The sequence below is a fragment of the Pseudomonas mosselii genome (assembly GCF_003205295.1).
GTDB lineage: Bacteria > Pseudomonadota > Gammaproteobacteria > Pseudomonadales > Pseudomonadaceae > Aquipseudomonas > Aquipseudomonas mosselii_B.
Map to the genome: position 1 here is coordinate 246,691 of NZ_QJRP01000001.1, position 18,508 is coordinate 265,198.

Below are 18,508 nucleotides of genomic sequence, written 5' to 3' on the forward strand. Positions count from 1 at the left end.
TACGCGGTTGCCTCGGGCGAATCAGGAGCGACGACGGCCTATTCTATCCGTCCGCGTGCCTTCCCCGAAAGCCCGGCGTCCGCTCATCAGACCAGCTTGATCGGCGCGACCTTGCGCAGGGCCTGTCTTTCCTGAGCCAGCCCCAGCTTGGCGGTGATCACCTTGGCCAGCGCATTGTTGCCCAGGTCGTTGAAATGCAGGCGGTCGACGAACAGGTGCTCGGCGAACACCGGCGAGCTGCTGAGCATGCTGTTCATGTCGTAGCAGGGCACCGGGTCGGCCTGGCTCTTGATGCGGCGAAAGAAGGCCATATGCAGCTGGCTGTCGAAGGTGTCGCCGAGCAGGCGGTCGAAGTTCGACGGCTGGCGCTCGAGCTTGGCGAGCATGGCCTGTTCTGTCTTGGGCAGTGCCTCGCGACACCAGGGCAGCAGCGGCTGCAGGATAAAGGTGAGGGTGGTGTGGCCGTCGGCCATCAGGCGGTCCCATTGGCGCAGGGTGCGGCCCACGGCATCGGCGGCGCGGATCAGGCGCTTGTCCGGGCTTGATAGCGGCTCCACTTGCGGCCAGTGCGTTTCCCGGGCCGGTGTCAAGAGCTGGCCCAGGCGCTGCCAGAACGACTCGCGGCGTGCCTCTCCGGGCGCTTGCACGCCTTCGTTGAAGCGATTGAGAAAGTCCTGGTAGGCCTGCGCCCGGTGTGGGTCCTGCGCACCGGCGAGGACCTCGGCAAGGGCTTCCTGGGCCAGCGTGTTAAGGCCGCTGAGTATCACTACGTGGCCGATCTGGCCGAAGCGGTGCTGGTGAGTGAGGAACATCAGCAGTTCCTGAGTGGCGTTCAGGCCGCAACCTGCGAGGCTCAACCAGATCTCGCCGGTCAGCACCGACAGGTACGAGGCCACGGTGTGCTCGTCGGAGCTGGCGCCGATGCCCATGGCGGTGGAACCGCCCACCAGCAGGTTGACCCGCGCCGCGCCGCCGCGCTCGGCCACCGAGAAACGCTTGCCGGCGCAATGGCTGTAGCGCATGCCGAGGGCATCGGTGTTGATGGTGCCGGAGCGATAGCCGCGCTCGTGCACATACAGCGTGTGCGGTGCGCGGCGGCTGCCCAGCTGCAGGAAACACTGGTAATCCTGCGCCAGGGGGTCGGGCGCGCCCATACTGCCGGTGGCGGCGGGGTCGATCGGGGTCATGGGCGCTCCTTCTTGTCAGGCTTGGCTCAGGCGGCCAGTTCCTTGAGGTTGTAGGCCAGGCCGGCGGCGGCGATCAGCAGCAGGGCGACGCCCGAGGCCAGGCTGATCAGACGGTTGCTGCGCGGCGAGGCGATCTTGCCGATGGCGAAGATGTACAGGCTGAGCACGGCGAAATCGATGGCGATCCACAGCAGCGACAGCACCACCATGCTTTTGCCGAACGACTCGGTGATCTGGATGAACTGCGGGAAGAAGGCGATGAAGAAGATGATGTCCTTGGGGTTGGAGATACCGACCATGAAGCCCTGCAGCAGGCCCCCGCGGCCCGCTTGCGTGCTGGCCGGGGCCTGCGGGGCGCTGTCGACCGGGGCCTGCAGCGCTTCGCGCAGGGTGCCCAGGGCGATGTAGCCGATGAACAGGCAGCCCAGCAGGCTCATGGCGCTGAGCCAGGCCTTGTCGATGGCCGCGCTGGTCAGGATGATCCAGGCGGCCGCGCCGATCAGCACCAGCGATGCCCAGTTGGTGCCGACCGCGGTGAACAGGGCCTTGCGCGAGCCCGAGGCGGCGGCGGTGTTGACGATCAGGGCCACCACCGGGCCGGGCGTGGCGATCAGCAGCAGGACGGTAAGGGCGTAGGTGGCGGTCAGTGCGGTATTCACGATCAGTTCTCGGTGAGGGTTTCAGCGGTTGCGTGGGCATGGAACGGGCAGCGCGCCGGACTCGGCGAACCGGGCTCCTGCAGTTGGTACTGCTTCCATTCGAAGTTGTCGTCCTGGCCGAAGAAGCCCAGGGTCTCGGGCATTACCCCGTCGTTGTAGTGGCGCACCCGTTCGCGAATGCGTGCGCGGATGCGCTGGCCGCTTTCGGTACTGGCGCTGGCCACTTCGTCGAAGCTTTCCCGCGGGTTGATGACGAAGGCAATGTGCCGGCCCAGGTTGCGGCTTTTCATCAAGCGGTGGGCGGGGAAGCTCATGTTGATGAACAGCGGCATGCCGGCGAAGCAGAACGACCAGCGCGTGTCGTGCGGGTCCTGCGGGACCTCTTCGGGCCAGGGCTGCCGGTCGCGTGCATGGACCTGGTTCAGCACATCCCAGGCCAGTGCCTGTTGCGCCTGCAGCGTTGTGTCGGGCGCCGTCTCGAGGAACACCAGTAGCGGGTTGCCGATGCGCTGCTTGAGCGGAATCGGCTCGATGGTGCGGATGTAGTCACCCAGGCCCCGGGCAACATCGTCGGCCAGCCGTTCGGCACGGGCGAAGACGATGTGGCAGGTGCGCGCATTGACCGCCTTGCGCCCGAACAGGCACGGGAAGTCGGGGTTGGCGAGGGTTTCCTTGAAGTGTTCTATGGTCTTGTGCGTCCAGTGGTGGCGGTTCTGGACATGTTCATCGGCGAGCTCCAGCGCATCCAGGCGGTAGCAGTTTCCATAACCCGTAAACATGATTTCCCCAGGCATATCCGTATGCGTTTAATAGAGTTTCTCGTTTAATAGAACTTTTTCGGCATATTCCAGCAGGTTGGCTATATGTAATTGTTATTTACAGGCATTTTCCGAGATGGTCCCCGCGTTGTAAAACGCCTGGATCTATGACCTACTATTAGCCTCACTCATGCTCTGGAAGGTGCCATGTCGGAACGGATTCAAGCCTTGCACGCCCTGCGCGCCTTCGAAGTGGCCTCGCGCTATGGCTCCTTCACCCGCGCGGCCCAGGAACTGGCCCTGACCCAGGGGGCGGTCAGCCACCACATCAAGACCCTCGAAGCCCTGTTCGGCTGCGACCTGTTCGAGCGCCGCGGCCCCAAGCTGCGCCTGACCGAGCATGGCCGGCTGCTGGCCCAAGAGCTCAAGGTCGGCTTCAAGATCATCGAGAACGCCTGCGCGCTGCTGCGCCAGGACCGCTACGGCGTGCGCCTCAAGGCCCCGTCCACGCTCACCGTGCGCTGGCTGCTCAGGGCCCTGGACGGCTTCAAGAAGGTCGACAACAGCTGTTCGGTGCAGTTGTCCAGCGTGTGGATGGACATCGACGCGGTGGACTTCTATTCCGAACCCTATGATTGCGCCATCCTGCTGGGCAACGGGCGCTTCCCGGCGGATGTGCAGAGCCTGAAACTGTTCGATGAGTGGCTGATCCCGGTGTGCCACCCGACCTACCTCGAGCAAGCCCGTCCTGAGCTGTCGGTGCTCTCCGGCTGCGAGTTCCTCCACCCCTCGCCGGACCGCCGTGACTGGCGGCGCTGGCTGGCGCGCATGGACGCGCTGGACATCAGCATCGACCAGGGCCAGGTGTTCGATACCCTCGACCAGGGCATCTCGGCCGCGCAGCAGGGGTTGGGTATCTCGGTGGTCGACCTGGTGCTGGCCAGCGCCGACCTGGCTGCGGGCAACCTGGTCACGCCGTTCCCCCACGCGGTGGCCACCGGCGACGGCTACTACATGACCTGGCTCAAGGCCAGCCCCAAGGCCCACCAGATGCACAAGCTGCGCGATTACCTGGTGGCGCAGGTGCCGCCGCTGTCGCACAAGGACATCAGCTACCTGTACGGCTGAGGTCGGTGGCGGGCAGTACGCGTTCGAGCATGAAGTCGATGAAAACCCGTAGCTTGGGCGGCATCTGCCGTCCCGACGGCCACAGCAGGTAGAAGCTGCCGCGCCGCTCCATGAAGGGTTCGAGTACGCTGACCAGGCTGCCGGCCGCCAGTTCCTTGCGCACGCTGAAGTCCGGCAGGCAGGTGATGCCGCGGTGGTTGAGGGCGAAGCAGATGCGTGTCTCGACATGGTTGCAGACCATCGAGATGGGAATCGCGTAGTCCTGCTCGGGATGTTCCCGGCGCAGCGGCCAGGTTTCCAGCTTGCCGCTGCTGGGGAAGCGGTAGTGCAGGCAACTGTGCCCGGCGAGCTCACGGGGATGCTGCGGCGTGCCGCGTTCGCGCAGGTACGCGGGGGACGCCACCAGGCGATGCTGGAAGTGCCCGAGGAACTTGGCGTTGAGCCGCGAGTCCAGCGGCTGGCCACCGCGCATCACCACGTCGAAGCCCTCGCCGACGATGTCGACCATGCGGTCGCTGAAGTCCAGGTCCAGCTCGATCTCGGGGTAACGCGCCATGAACTCGGCCAATGCCGGCATCACCAGTCCGGTCACCTGCGGCAGGCTCACCCGCAGGCGCCCGCGGGGCGCGCCGCTGGCCTGGGACAGTTCCTGCTCGGTGGCTTCGATCTCGGCAAGGATGCGCCGGCTGCGTTCGAGGAACAGCGTGCCCTCGGCGGTCAGGGTGATGCTGCGCGTGCTGCGGTGGAACAGGCGCACCCCAAGACGTTCCTCCAGCCGCGCCACGCGCTTGCCCACGGCGGACGCGCTGATCCCCAGCGACTGGCCGGCGGCGACGAAACTGCGGGTTTCGGCGACCCGGTTGAAGACCATGAAACCGCTGAGGCTGTCCATGTTGCACTCCGATTGCGGACATCGATGTCCTGACTGATCGGAATTGTACCCGGCTTTTTCCGTAATGCCCCAGCAGCGCACCATGCCTGCCTTGATCGATAGCCGGAGACAACCATGCATTCACCTTCCCCGGCGGCGAGCGTCGCCGCATCCCCCGCCAGCACCGCGCGCTTGCCCCTGAGCGGTCTGCTGGCCCTGGCCCTGACCGGTTTCATCGCCATCCTCAGCGAAACCCTGCCGGCCGGGCTGCTCGACCAGATCGCCGATGGCATGCAGATCAGCCAGGCCATGGCCGGGCAGTGGGTCACGGCTTATGCCCTGGGCTCGCTGCTCACCGCCATTCCCCTGGTGACCCTGACCCAGGGCTGGTGGCGGCGCCGCGCGCTGTTGCTGGCCATCGCCGGTTTCATTCTGTTCAACGGCCTCACCGCACTGTCATCTGACAACACCCTGACATTGTGCCTGCGCTTTCTCACCGGCGCCGCCGCCGGCCTGGCCTGGGGCCTGATCGCCGGCCATGCGCGGCGCATGGTGGCGCCGGCCCAGCAGGGCAAGGCCATGGCGGTGGCGATGCTCGGGCAACCCATCGCGCTGTCGCTGGGCCTGCCCATCGGCACCTGGCTGGGGGCCGCACTGGGTTGGCGGGCAACCTTCGTGGTGGTGACCCTGGCCGCCTTGCTGCTGGCCGGCTGGGTGGTGCGGGCGGTGCCGGACTTTCCCGGCCAGGCCGCCGGCAAGCGCCCCGCGGCGTTGGCCGTACTGCGCACACCGGGCGTGGCGCGGGTGTTGCTGGTGATCCTGGCGTGGATCCTCGGCCACAACATCCTCTACACCTACATCGTGCCGCTGCTGGCGGCGGCGGGGATGGCGGGCGAGGTGGGCCAGGTGCTGATGACCTTTGGCCTGGCCTCGCTGGCCGGCATTGTGCTGGTGGGCCTGGGTGTCGACCGTCATTTGCGCAGGCTGGTATTGCTGTGCCTGGCCGGGTTCGCCCTGGCGACCCTGATGTTGGGTCAGGCGCAGGGGGCCGCATGGCTGGTGCATGTCAGCGTGGCGCTGTGGGGGCTGACCTATGGCGGTGCGCCGACGCTGTTGCAGACCGCTTGCGCCGATGCGGCGGGCGAGGGTGGCGATGTGGCGCAATCGATGCTGGTGACGGTGTGGAACAGCGCGATCGCCTTGGGTGGGGTCGTTGGCGGGCTGCTGCTGGTCGGTGTCGGGGTCGGGTCGTTTGGCGTGGTGGTGCTGGGGCTGGTGGCGCTGGCGTGGCTGCTGGTGGTCAGCGGGAGGCGGGCCGGATTTGTGGCCGGTGCCCGCTAGCCTGATTGGATGCCATCGCGGGGCAAGACCTGCAAACACCCCTTTATGCCAAGAGGAACGGTACAATCCGCCTATGTGAGAAACGAATGCGATCCGAGGTCCCCGCAGTGCCGTTGCAACAAGGCTTCGTCTTGACCCGCCACTGGCATGACACGCCCGAAGGCACCTGCGTGGAATTCTGGCTGGCCACCGACCTGGGCCCACGGCGTCTGCGCCTGGCCGCCCAGCCCTCGGTGGCGTTCATTCCCGTGGCCCATGCCGGCCACGCCCGGGCGCTGCTGGCCGGCGAACAGGGCGTCGAACTCAAACCGTTGCAACTGCGTGACTTCGACCTGCGTCCGGTGATGGGCCTGTACTGCCGCCAGCACCGCCAGTTGATGGCCCTGGAAAAGCGCCTGCGTGCCGCCGGTGTCGAGGTGTTCGAAGCCGACATCCGCCCCCCGGAGCGTTACCTGATGGAGCGCTTCATCACCGCCCCGGTACGCTTCGATGGCCGCCCCGACAGCCAGGGCGTCCTGCACGATGCCCAGCTCAAGCCCGACCCGGACTACCGCCCGCCATTGCGCCTGGTGTCGCTGGATATCGAGACCAGCGAACGCGGCGAGCTGTACAGCATCGCCCTGGAAGGCTGCGGCCAACGCCAGGTCTATATGCTCGGCCCGGCCAACGGCGAGGCGGGCGCGCTGGATTTCGACCTGCACTACTGCGCCGACCGCGCCGAGCTGATCGTCTGCCTCAACCAGTGGCTGGCCCGCCACGACCCCGACGCGATCATCGGCTGGAACCTGGTGCAGTTCGACCTGCGCCTGCTGCACGAGCATGCCCAGCGCCTGAACGTACCGCTGTGCCTGGGCCGCGACGGCGCGCCGATGCACCTGCGCGAGCACGGCAGCCGCAGCCACTTCTTCGCCGAGGCGCCGGGCCGGCTGCTGATCGACGGCATCGAGGCCTTGCGCTCGGCGACCTGGAGCTTCCCCTCGTTCAGCCTGGAAAGCGTCGCGCAACAGTTGCTGGGCGAGGGCAAGGCCATCGACACGCCGTACCAGCGCATGGACGAGATCAACCGCCGCTTCGCCGAGGACAAGCCGGCCCTGGCCCGCTACAACCTCAAGGACTGTGAGCTGGTGACGCGGATCTTCGCCCGTACCCGCTTGCTGGAGTTTCTCCTCGAGCGCGCCTCGGTCACCGGCCTGGCCGTGGACCGCAGCGGCGGATCGGTTGCTGCGTTCTGCCACCTGTACATCCCGCACATGCACCGCCTCGGCTATGTCGCGCCGAACCTCGTCGGTGGCGAGGGAGAGGCCAGCCCGGGCGGTTTCGTCATGGAATCGCGGCCCGGACTGTACGATTCGGTGCTGGTGCTCGACTACAAGAGCCTGTACCCGTCGATCATCCGCACCTTCCTCATCGACCCGGTGGGCCTGGTCGAGGGCTTGCGCCAGCCGGATGACGCGCACTCGGTGGAGGGTTTTCGCGGTGGCCGTTTCTCGCGCAGCCAGCATTGCCTGCCGGCCATCGTCGAGCGCGTCTGGCAGGGCCGCGAGGCGGCCAAGCGCGCGGGCAACGCGCCGCTTTCGCAGGCACTGAAGATCATCATGAACGCCTTCTACGGTGTGCTCGGCTCCAGTGGCTGCCGCTTCTTCGACCCACGCCTGGCCTCGTCGATCACCATGCGCGGGCACCAGATCATGCGCCAGACCCGGGCGCTGATCGAGGCGCGGGGCTATGACGTGATCTACGGCGACACCGACTCCACCTTCGTCTGGCTCAAGGGGGGCCACGACGAAGCGGCTGCCGCAGGTATCGGTCGGGCGCTGGTGGCCGAGGTCAACCAGTGGTGGCGCGAGAACCTGCGTCATTCCATGGGTCTTGAGAGCGCGCTGGAACTGCAGTTCGAAACCCACTACCGACGCTTCCTGATGCCGACCATCCGTGGCACCGACGAAGGCAGCAAGAAGCGCTACGCCGGCATGGTGCGGCGCAGCGACGGCCAGGATGAAATGGTCTTCAAGGGGCTGGAGTCGGTGCGCACCGACTGGTCGCCGCTGGCCAGGCAGTTCCAGCAGGAACTCTATGGCCGGGTATTCCGCGGCCAGCCTTACCGTGACTATCTGCGCGCATACGTGCAGCGCACGCTGGCGGGTGAACAGGATGAGTTGCTGGTGTATCGCAAGCGCCTGCGTCGCCCGCTAGCCGATTACCAGCGTAACGTGCCACCGCATGCGCGCGCGGCGCGCCTGGCCGACGAACACAATCGCCAGGTTGGGCGCCCCACGCAGTACCAGAACGGCGGCTGGATCAGTTACATGATCACCACTGCGGGGCCTGAGCCCTTGGAGAGCCTGCGCTCACCGGTCGACTACGAGCATTATGTGACCCGGCAACTGCAACCCGTGGTGGACGCCATCCTGCCGTTCGTGCTGGGACACACGATCGACCTGGGGCAGATGGACCAGTTGGCCTTCGACTTCTGAGCCGGCAGAAACTGGGTGCTATCTATCTAGCGATCGACGTTCCGCCGAAGCCCATACGCTCCTGTCTTTACCCACAGCAGAGACGCGCCATGGACAGCAACGAGCAGGACTTGCCCCGCACCCCGGCAGTGACAGGACACGAAACGTTCCAGGATGCCCTCATCGCCGCCCGCTTGCCGACCTGGCTGCGCTCGACCAGCCCCGCGCAAGTGGCGGCGCTGCACGAGGCCCTGAGTCTCAGCTGGTATTTCCGCGAGCGCGTGAGCGCCGTGCTGGCCAAGGTCGAGAACATCGACAGTTTTGCCTTGCCGTTGTTGCAGCAGACCCTGGCGCTACATGCCTCCACTGCTGATGTGGCGGCCTTGCGCTTTCGTCAGGGCCGGCGCGAACCGGTCATCAATGAGGTACCCGTCGGCAGCCACCTGACCACGGTGGTTTACCAGCATGTGCCCTTGCTTGCGGCGGCGCTGGGCAATTTCGACGACGATCAGGCCCGCGCCGATGGTCAACCTGCCGGCAATCGCCTGGAAGGTCCTGCCGACCAGAAGTTGGTGCTGCCAAGTGCGTCGGCGTTTGCACGCCTGTGTCGCGAGCTCGATCTCGGGCGGCGTTACCAGGCGCACCTGGCGTCGGTCCTGCAGGCGCCGGATGCCCGGGTAGCGTCATTGATTTCCCGCGCGCAACGCTACGCCATGCTGGTTGACGCGCATGTGGCGCGGATCCGTGGCCATGTCAGTGATGATGAACACCAGCTGCTGGTCGAATTCTGTGGTCTGCGCGGGCAGTTGCAGTTGCAGGGGCGCAGCGTGCAGGTCAAGCGCCTGAGCCTGCTGGGGGTGACCCTCGAGCAGATCGTAGTGCTCGACGTGCGTGATGAGCGTTTCGACCCGCTGTACAGCTCCACCTGGCGTGTGCTGGTTCATGTGCCCGGTGACCCTCAGGGCGCGTGGCGAGTGTTCCCCGACCTGCGCCATTTCGCCAATGCCCTGGGCAAGCACCTGCGTACTGCACCTTACCAGCGTTTCTTCAGCCGCTTCGTCCGGCGTCGCGACAGCCAGCATTTCTTCGGCGCCGTGATGGCGGGCTACACCGGGGTTTCGGACCTGGCCAACATCGCTCTGGAGGAGCATCTGCAACCCTGGCCGAAGGCGGTGTTCGACAGCCTCGGGGAGGCGCGTATCGAGCAGATCAGGGACGACGCGGCAATGATCGCGGTACCGACCGCCGAGGTCGACGCACAGGTGCGTCGGGCTCACGAGCAACGCCTTGAAGCCGAAGGCTGGGCGTTGCTCAATCTGGCCGGGATGTTCGTGCCGGTCATCGGGGCCAGTTTGCTGGCAGTGACTGCCTGGGAGCTGCTGGGAGAGGTCTTCCATGGCGTCGAGGCCTGGCACGAAGGTGATACCAGCGCGGCACTGGACCATGTGCTCAATGTCGCGGGTGATCTTTGCGCCATGGCGCTGACTGCAGCGGGCGTGGCCGTGGTTCGTAACGCCTGGGCGCGGTCGTCGGTGGTTGACAGCCTGGTTCCGGCAGAGCTGGAAGACAATACGATACGCCTTTGGAATCCAGACCTCGCGGCGTTTCGCAGTGAATCCCTGCCGGCCGCAGCGGTACGCGATGCCGAGGGCCTGCAGCGTCTGGATGAACAGACCTGGGTCGAAATGGACGGGCATTGCTATCCGGTCACCCAGCAAAGCACTACTGGCGGATGGCGCTTGGCGGCACAGGCGGGGCATGCCCCGCGGCTGAGTCACGATGGTGCCGGGGCCTGGCGGCTGTGGTACGAGCAGCCCGCGCAGTGGGCTGATCCACGTACGTTGTTCCGGCGTCTTGGCGGCGACTTTGCCCTGCTCGATGACGAGCAGATCGATCAGGTGCTGATCGCCCATGGGCTAGATGGCGATCAGCTGCGGGCCTTGCATGCACAGGGGCAGGCGCCGGATGCGGGGCTGTGCGATGGTGTTCGGCGTTTTCGCCTGGACGCCCGAATTCGGCGCACGGTAACGCAGCTACGTGCTGGTGAAGTGGTCAGCGACGTCACGGTGCTTGATCACATTCGCGCATTGTCGGACACCGCCGGACTGAGCGACCCGGCACTGGCGGAGCGAGCCTGGGCGCAGCGCCGGGTACTGTTCGAGCACCTCTATGCAGCGGCACAGGACAGTGAGGCGAGCGATGTGGCGGTGTTACGCCGGCAATTCCCGCGGCTGCCGAACGCTGTGGCAGCGGATATGGTCGCTGCCGCGCGCACCGCGGATCGCCAGCGACTGCGCGACAGCGGACGGGTCGCGCTGCGCCTGGCGACGACCGCCAGAGCAGCGCAGCGCCAGGCGCGCCTGGTTCGCGTGTACGAAGGGCTTTTCCTCGATACACCGCAGGACGCTGACTTGGCCAGGGCCGTGCTGGGAATGCTCGAACATCTGCCTGGACAAGGAGCTGCGATTCGCTGGCGTCTGTATGAGGGCGGCAGCGATGGGCCGCTACTGGTGGGGGATGCCGAAACTGGCGATTTCGACCTGATTCATCTCAATGGGCGATTCCAGTTGCTGGACAACAAGGGGCAGAGTATTGGCGAGCCCGGCGAGTTGTTCGAGGTCATAGCCAGTGCCTATGACAATGGTCGGCGTCAGACGCTTGGCCTGGGTGATCCGTTTGCCCATAACCTGAGGGTGACGGTAGGGCGTCTGGCCACCCGACAACGTGCGATGCTGGACCAAGCGCTGGGGCACCGCGATGTGACAGGCTGGTTCCAGCCACCACGACGTCTGCGTGACGGACGCCTTGGTTACCCGCTGAACGGACGAAGTCCCGGCAGCCCCCGGCGACGGGCTCGCGCGCTGTCCGCGGTATTGCGCGAGATCTATCCGTCGTTCACCGACAGCGAGATCACGACCTGGATGAACGAAGTCCAGCAGAGCGGGCGCAGGCTCGAGGACGAGATCACCAGCCTGCGCCGCGAGCTGCAAGCACTGGAAACTCATCTGGAGAGCTGGACACGACTGGCCGGCACTAGCGTACAGCGTGTCGAACGGCGCTACTTCAGGAACACGCTGGTCAATTGCTGGCAGCGCAGGCAGACCCGGGCCAGCGGTGACAATGCGCCCTCGATTGGGTTTCGCCTGAGCGTATGGTCGTTGAACTTGCAGGTATTGCCTGACTTGCCCGAGTCGGTGAGTTTTGCCCATGTGCGGGAGCTGTCGCTGATGGGGTTGGGGCTGCGGGAAGTGCCCCCTGGCTTCCTGCAGGCGTTTCCACGCCTGCGCACCCTGGAGCTGTCCAGCAACCAACTCACCAGCGTGCCGGCGGAGCTGGTGAACCTGGGCAATCTTCGCGAGCTGGACCTATACGGCAACGCCATCGTGCTTGATGCCTCCCAGGCCATGACGCTGGGTAACTGCGCTTCGCTGGAGTACATCAATCTGTCGTACAACCCGCTGGGGCGCACTTTCCCGCTTTACCGGCTGGAGAGACTGAGTCGCTTGCATATGCGCAACACCCGGATCAGAGAACTGCCGCCGGCGCTGATGGACCGCATGGAGCTGATGATCGCCGACCTGCGTGGTAACCAGATCACCGAGCTGCCTATGCGCTTCTTCCGTTCGCCGGCATGGGTCGGCAGCCGCGTGCTGTTGGCGGACAACCCGCTGTCGGCGCAGGCGGCGCAACGCCTGCAAGTGTTCCAGCGACTGGATGGCGCCGTGTTGCAGGGCCCGGCCGTCGGAGGCGAGATATCCTTGCGCCAGGCTTGGCTCGATGCCGCCGACAGCGCGTCGCGTGCTGAACAATCGACGGCCTGGGACGAGCTGGAGGGCGAGAACGAAGCGGAGGATTTCTTCCGGCTGCTGGGCAGACTGCAGGAAACATCGGACTACCAGCATCAGCGTCAGCGTCTGGCCAGCCGAGTATTCAGCATGCTGATCGCCATGCGTGACCATCCTGCGCTCGCTCGGGCACTGTTCCAGCGCGCCACCGACGACCTGACGTGCCAGGACAGTGTCGCGTTGTGCTTCAGTAACCTTGAACTGTACATGCTGGTGTGGCAGGCACGCATGGAGGCCCAGCCAGGCGAGCAGCAGGATGCGCTGCTGCGGCTGGGCCGGCGCCTGTGGCGCCTGGACGAGGTGGATCGAATCGCCAGCGAAGACATCCAGGGACGCAGGGCGCAGGGGGCCAACCCCGATGAGATCGAGGTGAGGCTGGCCTATCGATTGGGGCTGCGCGATGACCTCGAGTTGCCGGCACAACCAGACGATATGCTGTTCGCAGAGGTGGCCGGTGTACAGGCGCGACAGCTGGAGCAGGCCCGCGCGCGGATACAGGAAGCCGAGACTACGGATCGCCTGGCACAGTCGCTGGTGGCACGGGATTTCTGGGAGCGGCACCTGCTGGGCGTCCACGGTGAGCGCTTCGCGGCGCTCGACAGGCCGCTTCAGGAACGCTCCGCGATGTTGCTGGAGAACGCACAGAGCATGACCGACAGTGATTTCGCGGCGGAGCAGGAGGCCTTGCGTACGCAGCGCGAGAGCGGGCGGCAAGCACTGCTGCTGGAGCTGACGCGCGCTGCGCTGGAGCCTGGCACCGTGGCCGATGGTCAGGCACGACCCTGAGTGCGCTCGGTGTCCTTGGACTATGCTCTGGTCAGGTGTGGGACATGCCCGGTTACTTTTGCCGCGAGCAGTTGCCTGGCCAGTTGGTTTAGGCTCCACGCCGGATCTTTCTCCCTGATCCGCAGTCTTTAGGTTTATCGAGAAAACAAGGAGATGCGCATGCTCGTTCGGTCACTGACCCTCGCTACCCTGCTCGCCGTGGCTAGCCCGCTGATTGCCGCAGACAGCGATGCACCGTTGGCCAAGGAACTGGGCAAGGCACGGCCACTGGTGGTCATTGCCCCGAGTTCGGCCGACCCGACCCTGCGCGGCCTGGAAGAGGCATTGAAGGACTCGGCCACCCAGGCCGGGTTCAAGGAGCGTGGCCTGGTGCTGTACAGCGTCGCCAACATGATGGGCAAGCGCGAGGACAAGAACCTCGAGCAGCAGACCACCATGGCCCTGATCCGCGAGCTCAAGCTGGGGGCGAGCAAGGGCACCAAGGTGATCCTGGTGGGCAAGGACGGCGAGCGCCATGTGCTCAAGGACGACGACAGCGGCGAGAAGCTCGACCCGCAGGTGATCTTCAAGGCGGTCGACGAACTGCCTGCCAGCGAGAAGGCAGTCACCGCGCCCGAGCCCGTCGCCGCCGCACCCGAGGAGCCCAAGGCCAAGGACAGCAAGACCAAGGACAGCAAGGCCAAACCTGCCAAGCCTGCCGCGCCGCCCAAGCCGCTGGAGGACTGACCGCTCTGTCACGGCCCTCTGCGCAATCAGGGGGCCGTTCATGTATCACTGTGTATCTGTGCTTCGCCGCGACCCATTGGCATACAAAACATCGTCTGCCTCGATACATCCGCGACACACCATTGCGGCTCAATGGCTCCACTTTCCAACCACAGTGGAGCGACACCATGAAAACGACCCGTCAAACCCTCGGCCTGCTCGGCGCCACCCTGCTCGGCGGCATGGTCCTGGGCAACAGCGCTTTCGCCGTAGAACCCCTGGCCCAGGGCTACCAGCTGGCCGCCGCCAAGACCCCGGGCGAAGGCAAGTGCGGTGAAGGCAAGTGCGGTGCCGGTGGCAAGGCCACGCAGAGCGAGGGCAAATGCGGCGAAGGCAAGTGTGGCGCCAGCGCCAAGGCCGGGGCCGAGGGCAAGTGCGGTGAGGGCAAGTGCGGCGACGCCTCGTTCGCCCGCACTGACAGCAACCACGACGGCAAGGTCTCCCGCGAGGAGTTCCTGGCCGTGGCCAAGGACCGGGCGGCCGACTTCGACAAGATCGACCGCAATCACGACGGCTTCATCTCCGAGCAGGAGGCCCACGATCACCTGGCGGCGATCTACAAGGCCAATGGCAAGGCCATGCCCGACGGGCTGTTCAGCCACCTGACCGGCAAGTCCTGAAGCCTGTCGCGGGACCAGCCCGCTCCCACGATGTCATGCGTGGGAGCGGGCTGGTCCCGCGATGCCGTTCAACGCCCCACGGAGCCCTGTGATCATGCCCCAACCCCAATTGCACACCGGCCTCGGCCTGCGCCGTGGCCTGCTGCCCGACCTGCTGGCGATGGAGGCGGGCGCGGTGGACTTTCTCGAGTGCGCCCCGGAAAACTGGATCGGCGTCGGCGGCGCCTTCGGCCAGGGCTTGGCGCGCCTGGCCGAACGCTTTCCCATCGCCTGCCACGGCCTGTCGCTGTCACTGGGCGGCATCGCGCCGCTGGACCACGGGTTCCTCGAGCGCACCCGCCAGTTTCTCGACCGTCACCAGGTGCGGATGTACAGCGAGCACCTGAGCTATTGCAGCGACGACGGCCACCTCTACGACCTGATGCCGATCCCGTTCACCGAAGAGGCCGTCCACCATGTGTCCGCACGCATCCGCCAGGCCCAGGACATGCTTGGACGGCGCATTGCGGTTGAGAACATCAGCTACTACGCCGCGCCGTACCAGGCGATGTCCGAGCTGGACTTCGTCCGCGCCGTGCTCGACGAGGCCGACTGCGACCTGCTGCTGGACGTGAACAACGTTTTCGTCAATGCCTGCAACCATCGCTACGACGCCCGCGCCTTCCTCGCCGGCATACCCCAAGAGCGGGTGGTGGGCATGCATGTGGCCGGTCATTACGACGAGGCGCCGGACCTGAAGGTCGACACCCACGGCACGCCGGTCAAGGAGGACGTCTGGGCGCTGTTCGCCGAGGCCTGCCGGCGCTTCGGGGCGCAGCCCACCGTGCTCGAGCGCGATTTCAACTACCCGCCGCTGACCGAGCTGCTGGCCGAGACGGCGCGGATCCGCAGCCTGCAACGTGCCCACGGAGTGCCAGGCCATGACTGAGACCCTGCGCACCCAGCAGTTCACCATGGCGCGCCACCTGCGCGACCCGGCCGCCAATCCGCCGCCGCCCGGCATCGAGGCACGGCGCCTGAAGGTCTATCGCGAGCTGTTCTACGGCGCCATCGAAGGGCTGCTGGCCGGCAGCTTCCCGGTGCTGCGCCGAACCCTGGGCGACCAACGCTGGCATGCGCGGGTGCGCGACTTCTACGCCCATTACCGCAGCCAGACGCCGCTGTTCACCGAAGTCGCCGAGGCGTTCATCGACTACCTGCAGGGCATCGAACCCGATACCCCTTGGCAGCTGGAACTGGCGCACTATGAGTGGATCGAGGCGCAGCTGTACCTGAGCAACGCCGAGGACCCGCCGCACGACCCGGATGGCGACCTGCTCGAAGGCGAGCCGCTGCTGTCGTGCGTGGCGCGGGTGCTGGCCTATCGTTGGCCGGTGGAGCGCATTGGCCTGGACCACCAGCCAGGCGAGGCGCCCGTGCAACCCACCTTGCTGCTGGTGTACCGCGACGCCGACCTGCAGGTGCGTTTCGCCCGCCTGGCACCGCTGGCCTGGCAATTGTTGGTGGGCCTGCCGGGTAGTGGGCGCGAGCGCCTGCGCGCGCTGGGCGAGCAGCACCAGCAGGCGGGCCTGGAGCTGCTGCGCCAACTGCGTGCGCAGGGCATCATCGTTGGCACCCGCTGAGGCAGCAGGTTGTCAGGCCACCGGTATCAGCGGATCGGCCGCCGCCAGTGCTGTCGCCCGGTCCGCGGCCGGCGGATAGATCCACACCGAGTTGATCTGGTGCTTGAGCTGCTTGGCCTCGGTCTTGTCGGTCGGTGGCGAGACCGTGCGCTCCCAACCCTCGGTGTACACCGCGCCCCAGGCACCGAGGTCCAGGCAGGTGACGTACTTGGGCTGGCTGTAGGTCATCGGCGCCACGCCGATCAGCTCGGCGGCGGCGTTGTTGCCGGCGTATCGACCCAACGGGATGGCGTGCTGGCAGGACATCACGGCAAAGTTGCCGACCTCGTCGCAGGCCGCGTAGGCAACATCGCCCGCGGCATACACGTCCGGGTTGCCGATGACCTTGAGCTGGCCGTCCACATGCAGGCGACCCTGGCGGTCGCGTTCGCCGGTGATCTGCTCGGTCAGCGGGTTGGCCTTGAAGCCGACGGTCCAGACCACCGTGTTGGTAGCGATGCGTTCGCCGTTATCGAGCAGCACGCCGCCGGCATCCACCGAGGCCACCGTGGCGCCGCAGACCCATTCGATGCCCAGCGCCGCCGAGGCCTGCTCGATGGCCGGGCTGATACCGGCGCCCAGGGCAGCACCGATCTTCGCCCCACGGTCGACCACGACGATGCGCGGCGTGACCTTGTCGCCGAGGATCGCCCGCAGCCGGCTGGGCAGCTCGGTGGCGGTCTCGATGCCGGTGAAGCCGCCACCGGCCACCACCACGGTGTTGCGCGCCGGGCTGTCGGGGCGGGTGGCCAGGGACTTGAGGTGCTCTTCCAGGCGGGTGGCCGACTCGATCTTGTCGACGTCGAAGGCGTGGCGGTCGAAGCCTTCCAGCGCCGGGCGGTTGAGCAGGCTGCCGCAGGCCATGATCAGGCGGTCGTAGCCCAGCTTCGCGTCGATGCCGCCGGGCTGGCGGTACGCCACTTCACGGCTGGCCTGGTCGATGTGGTAGGCGCTGCCTTTGACGAAGCGCACGTTGACCGCGTCGAACAGCGCCTGCAACGGCGCGGCCATGGTGTGCACGTCAGGTTCGTAGAAGCGTGGGCGGATGTGCAGCTCTGCCTGGGGGGCGAGCACGGTGATCAGCACGTCGTCGCGTTTGTGCTGGTCGAGCAGGCGGGCGGCGCCGAGGGCGCTCCACAGCCCGGCGAAGCCTGCGCCAATGATCAGGATCTGTTTCATGAGGGGGCTCCTGGATGCCGCGATTATCGATGTTGTCGCTGCGGCAGTGGAAAAAGGGTACGCCTTGCGGGAGGACATGGACCGTGCCCCGACAGGCGTGGTGCAGATGCTAAGCGCGCCCCCGGTTTACCCCTAGGCCAATGAACCCTGGATTTCGGCCAGCGGCACGCTGCGGGCAAAGCGTGCCCGGTAGTCCCGCGGGGTCACCGCCAGGTGGCGCTGGAATGCCAGGCGCATGCGCTCCTCGCTGCCGAACCCGCAGTGGCGGGCGACCTGCTCGATGTGCCGGTCGGAGTTTTCCAGCAACCGGCGCGCCGCCTCCAGGCGGAACACTTCGATGGCCTTGGCCGGGGTGCGGCCAGTCTTGCGCTTGTACACCCGGGTGAAGTTGCGCAGGCTCATGCGCGCCTGCTCGGCCAGCCGCTCGACCGTCAGGCGTGGGTCCCCCAGGTGTTCGTTGAGCCACAGGTGCAGGGTCTCGAAGGCGGCGCGGTCCTCGCCCTGGGCCTTGAGCAGCTCGCTGAACTGCGCCTGGCCGCCGGGGCGCTTGAGGAACACCACCAGCTCGCGGGCCACCTGCATGGCCACCTCGCGGCCACAGTCGGCCTCGACCAGGGCCAGCGCCAGGTCGATGCCGGCGCTGACCCCCGCCGAGGTCCACACCTGGTCCTGTTGCACGAAGATCGACTCGGCATCCACCTCGATGGCCGGGAAGCGTCGATGCAGGGCATCGCACATCGCCCAGTGGGTGGCGGCCCGACGACCATCGAGCAGGCCGGCGGCGGCCAGCAGGAAGGTGCCGCTGCACACCGAGGCGGTGCGTCGGGCTCGTAGGGCGGCCTGGGCCAGCCAGGCGACCAGCTCGGCGTGATCGGGGAGGGTGCGGACGATCTCCGGCGCGCCGGGCACCACCAGCGTGTCGAATGGCTCGTGCAGCCAGGGCGCCAGCGGCTCGGTACTCACGGCCAGGCCTTCGGCGGTGGGCACCAGGCCGCCTTCAAGGCTGGCGGTGACCAGGCGGTAGCCCGGCAATCCGCGCGCGGCGCGGGCCTTGGTCGCGGCCCAGAACACCGTCTGCGCGCCGCTGAGATCGAGCAGGCCCATCTGCGGGTAGGCGAGGAACAGCAGTGTGCGCGCTTGATCCTGCGCGTGCACCGGCGGGGTGGGGATCTGCGGGATGTCGGTCATGGCGCGCTGCTTGTGATGAAGGCGTAGGCCCTAGTCGAGCAGGTGGCACGGTGCTGATCAAGCACCG

Annotated in this window: 14 protein-coding genes; 8 read left to right on the top strand and 6 right to left on the bottom strand. The window is 66.5% G+C overall.

Annotation, left to right across the window (positions count from 1 at the left end; all coding sequences use genetic code 11):
* Positions 1-86: 86 nt before the first annotated feature.
* Genes DMX06_RS01275 through DMX06_RS01285 form a run of 3 tightly spaced genes read right to left on the bottom strand, consistent with a single transcriptional unit; the run spans position 87 to position 2,625 of the window.
* Complete coding sequence (locus DMX06_RS01275) at positions 87-1,187, bottom strand: hypothetical protein (protein ID WP_258378786.1); 1,101 nt, start codon at positions 1,185-1,187, stop codon at positions 87-89.
* Between the two features lie 26 nt (positions 1,188-1,213).
* Positions 1,214-1,846 carry a LysE family translocator gene (locus DMX06_RS01280; protein WP_110733804.1) on the bottom strand — a complete coding sequence of 211 codons (633 nt, stop codon included), beginning with the start codon at positions 1,844-1,846 and terminating at the stop codon, positions 1,214-1,216.
* Between the two features lie 2 nt (positions 1,847-1,848).
* Entirely contained in the window at positions 1,849-2,625 is a 777-nt protein-coding gene (locus DMX06_RS01285; protein WP_110734046.1) for a YqcI/YcgG family protein, read from the bottom strand.
* Positions 2,626-2,811: 186 nt separating this feature from the next.
* Here DMX06_RS01285 and DMX06_RS01290 point away from each other — a divergent pair, with 186 nt between their 5' ends.
* Entirely contained in the window at positions 2,812-3,732 is a 921-nt protein-coding gene (locus DMX06_RS01290; protein WP_110733807.1) for a LysR substrate-binding domain-containing protein, read from the top strand.
* Here DMX06_RS01290 and DMX06_RS01295 read toward each other — a convergent pair.
* Positions 3,713-4,624 (bottom strand): LysR family transcriptional regulator, encoded by a 912-nt coding sequence (locus DMX06_RS01295; protein WP_110733809.1) that lies wholly within the window; start codon positions 4,622-4,624, stop codon positions 3,713-3,715. The two genes, DMX06_RS01290 and DMX06_RS01295, sit on opposite strands and share 20 nt — an antisense overlap.
* Positions 4,625-4,738: 114 nt before the next feature.
* On the opposite strand from DMX06_RS01295, the gene DMX06_RS01300 reads away from it, so the two are divergent.
* From DMX06_RS01300 to DMX06_RS01330, 7 genes are all read left to right on the top strand, one after another.
* A complete protein-coding gene (locus tag DMX06_RS01300; protein WP_110733812.1) occupies positions 4,739-5,944 on the top strand; it encodes an MFS transporter in 1,206 nt (401 codons plus the stop codon).
* A gap of 107 nt (positions 5,945-6,051) precedes the next feature.
* Positions 6,052-8,418 (top strand): DNA polymerase II, encoded by a 2,367-nt coding sequence (locus tag DMX06_RS01305; RefSeq protein WP_110734048.1) that lies wholly within the window; start codon positions 6,052-6,054, stop codon positions 8,416-8,418.
* Between the two features lie 89 nt (positions 8,419-8,507).
* Positions 8,508-13,028 carry an NEL-type E3 ubiquitin ligase domain-containing protein gene (locus DMX06_RS01310; RefSeq protein WP_110733814.1) on the top strand — a complete coding sequence of 1,507 codons (4,521 nt, stop codon included), beginning with the start codon at positions 8,508-8,510 and terminating at the stop codon, positions 13,026-13,028.
* Between the two features lie 159 nt (positions 13,029-13,187).
* Positions 13,188-13,754 (top strand): DUF4174 domain-containing protein, encoded by a 567-nt coding sequence (locus DMX06_RS01315; protein ID WP_110733816.1) that lies wholly within the window; start codon positions 13,188-13,190, stop codon positions 13,752-13,754.
* A 167-nt stretch (positions 13,755-13,921) separates the two neighbouring features.
* The gene (locus DMX06_RS01320) at positions 13,922-14,413 is read left to right on the top strand and encodes an HvfA family oxazolone/thioamide-modified RiPP metallophore (protein ID WP_110733818.1); all 492 of its coding nucleotides are present in this window, start codon (positions 13,922-13,924) and stop codon (positions 14,411-14,413) included.
* A 94-nt stretch (positions 14,414-14,507) separates the two neighbouring features.
* On the top strand, positions 14,508-15,341 hold the full coding sequence (locus tag DMX06_RS01325; protein ID WP_110734050.1) for an HvfB family MNIO-type RiPP peptide maturase: 834 nt from the start codon (positions 14,508-14,510) through the stop codon (positions 15,339-15,341).
* The gene (locus tag DMX06_RS01330; protein ID WP_110733821.1) at positions 15,334-16,035 is read left to right on the top strand and encodes an HvfC family RiPP maturation protein; all 702 of its coding nucleotides are present in this window, start codon (positions 15,334-15,336) and stop codon (positions 16,033-16,035) included. Before DMX06_RS01325 ends, DMX06_RS01330 begins: the two co-directional genes overlap by 8 nt.
* 12 nt (positions 16,036-16,047) lie before the next feature.
* Here the strand turns inward: DMX06_RS01330 and DMX06_RS01335 are convergent, their stop codons facing one another.
* Both DMX06_RS01335 and DMX06_RS01340 read right to left on the bottom strand, forming a co-directional pair.
* Positions 16,048-17,253 carry an NAD(P)/FAD-dependent oxidoreductase gene (locus DMX06_RS01335; RefSeq protein WP_110733824.1) on the bottom strand — a complete coding sequence of 402 codons (1,206 nt, stop codon included), beginning with the start codon at positions 17,251-17,253 and terminating at the stop codon, positions 16,048-16,050.
* Between the two features lie 132 nt (positions 17,254-17,385).
* Positions 17,386-18,441, bottom strand: coding sequence for a GlxA family transcriptional regulator (locus DMX06_RS01340; protein ID WP_110733826.1), 1,056 nt, complete (start codon positions 18,439-18,441; stop codon positions 17,386-17,388).
* Between the last annotated feature and the right edge of the window lie 67 nt (positions 18,442-18,508).

Excerpts from the sequence above, each read along its gene's own strand:
- DMX06_RS01275 (WP_258378786.1), bottom strand. The coding sequence starts at position 1,187 with ATGACCCCGATCGACCCCGCCGCCACCGGCAGTATGGGCGCGCCCGAC.
- DMX06_RS01315 (WP_110733816.1), top strand. The coding sequence starts at position 13,188 with ATGCTCGTTCGGTCACTGACCCTCGCTACCCTGCTCGCCGTGGCTAGC.
- DMX06_RS01310 (WP_110733814.1), top strand. The coding sequence starts at position 8,508 with ATGGACAGCAACGAGCAGGACTTGCCCCGCACCCCGGCAGTGACAGGA.
- DMX06_RS01285 (WP_110734046.1), bottom strand. The coding sequence starts at position 2,625 with ATGTTTACGGGTTATGGAAACTGCTACCGCCTGGATGCGCTGGAGCTC.
- DMX06_RS01300 (WP_110733812.1), top strand. The coding sequence starts at position 4,739 with ATGCATTCACCTTCCCCGGCGGCGAGCGTCGCCGCATCCCCCGCCAGC.
- DMX06_RS01340 (WP_110733826.1), bottom strand. The coding sequence starts at position 18,441 with ATGACCGACATCCCGCAGATCCCCACCCCGCCGGTGCACGCGCAGGAT.
- DMX06_RS01320 (WP_110733818.1), top strand. The coding sequence starts at position 13,922 with ATGAAAACGACCCGTCAAACCCTCGGCCTGCTCGGCGCCACCCTGCTC.
- DMX06_RS01330 (WP_110733821.1), top strand. The coding sequence starts at position 15,334 with ATGACTGAGACCCTGCGCACCCAGCAGTTCACCATGGCGCGCCACCTG.
- DMX06_RS01335 (WP_110733824.1), bottom strand. The coding sequence starts at position 17,253 with ATGAAACAGATCCTGATCATTGGCGCAGGCTTCGCCGGGCTGTGGAGC.
- DMX06_RS01325 (WP_110734050.1), top strand. The coding sequence starts at position 14,508 with ATGCCCCAACCCCAATTGCACACCGGCCTCGGCCTGCGCCGTGGCCTG.
- DMX06_RS01290 (WP_110733807.1), top strand. The coding sequence starts at position 2,812 with ATGTCGGAACGGATTCAAGCCTTGCACGCCCTGCGCGCCTTCGAAGTG.
- DMX06_RS01295 (WP_110733809.1), bottom strand. The coding sequence starts at position 4,624 with ATGGACAGCCTCAGCGGTTTCATGGTCTTCAACCGGGTCGCCGAAACC.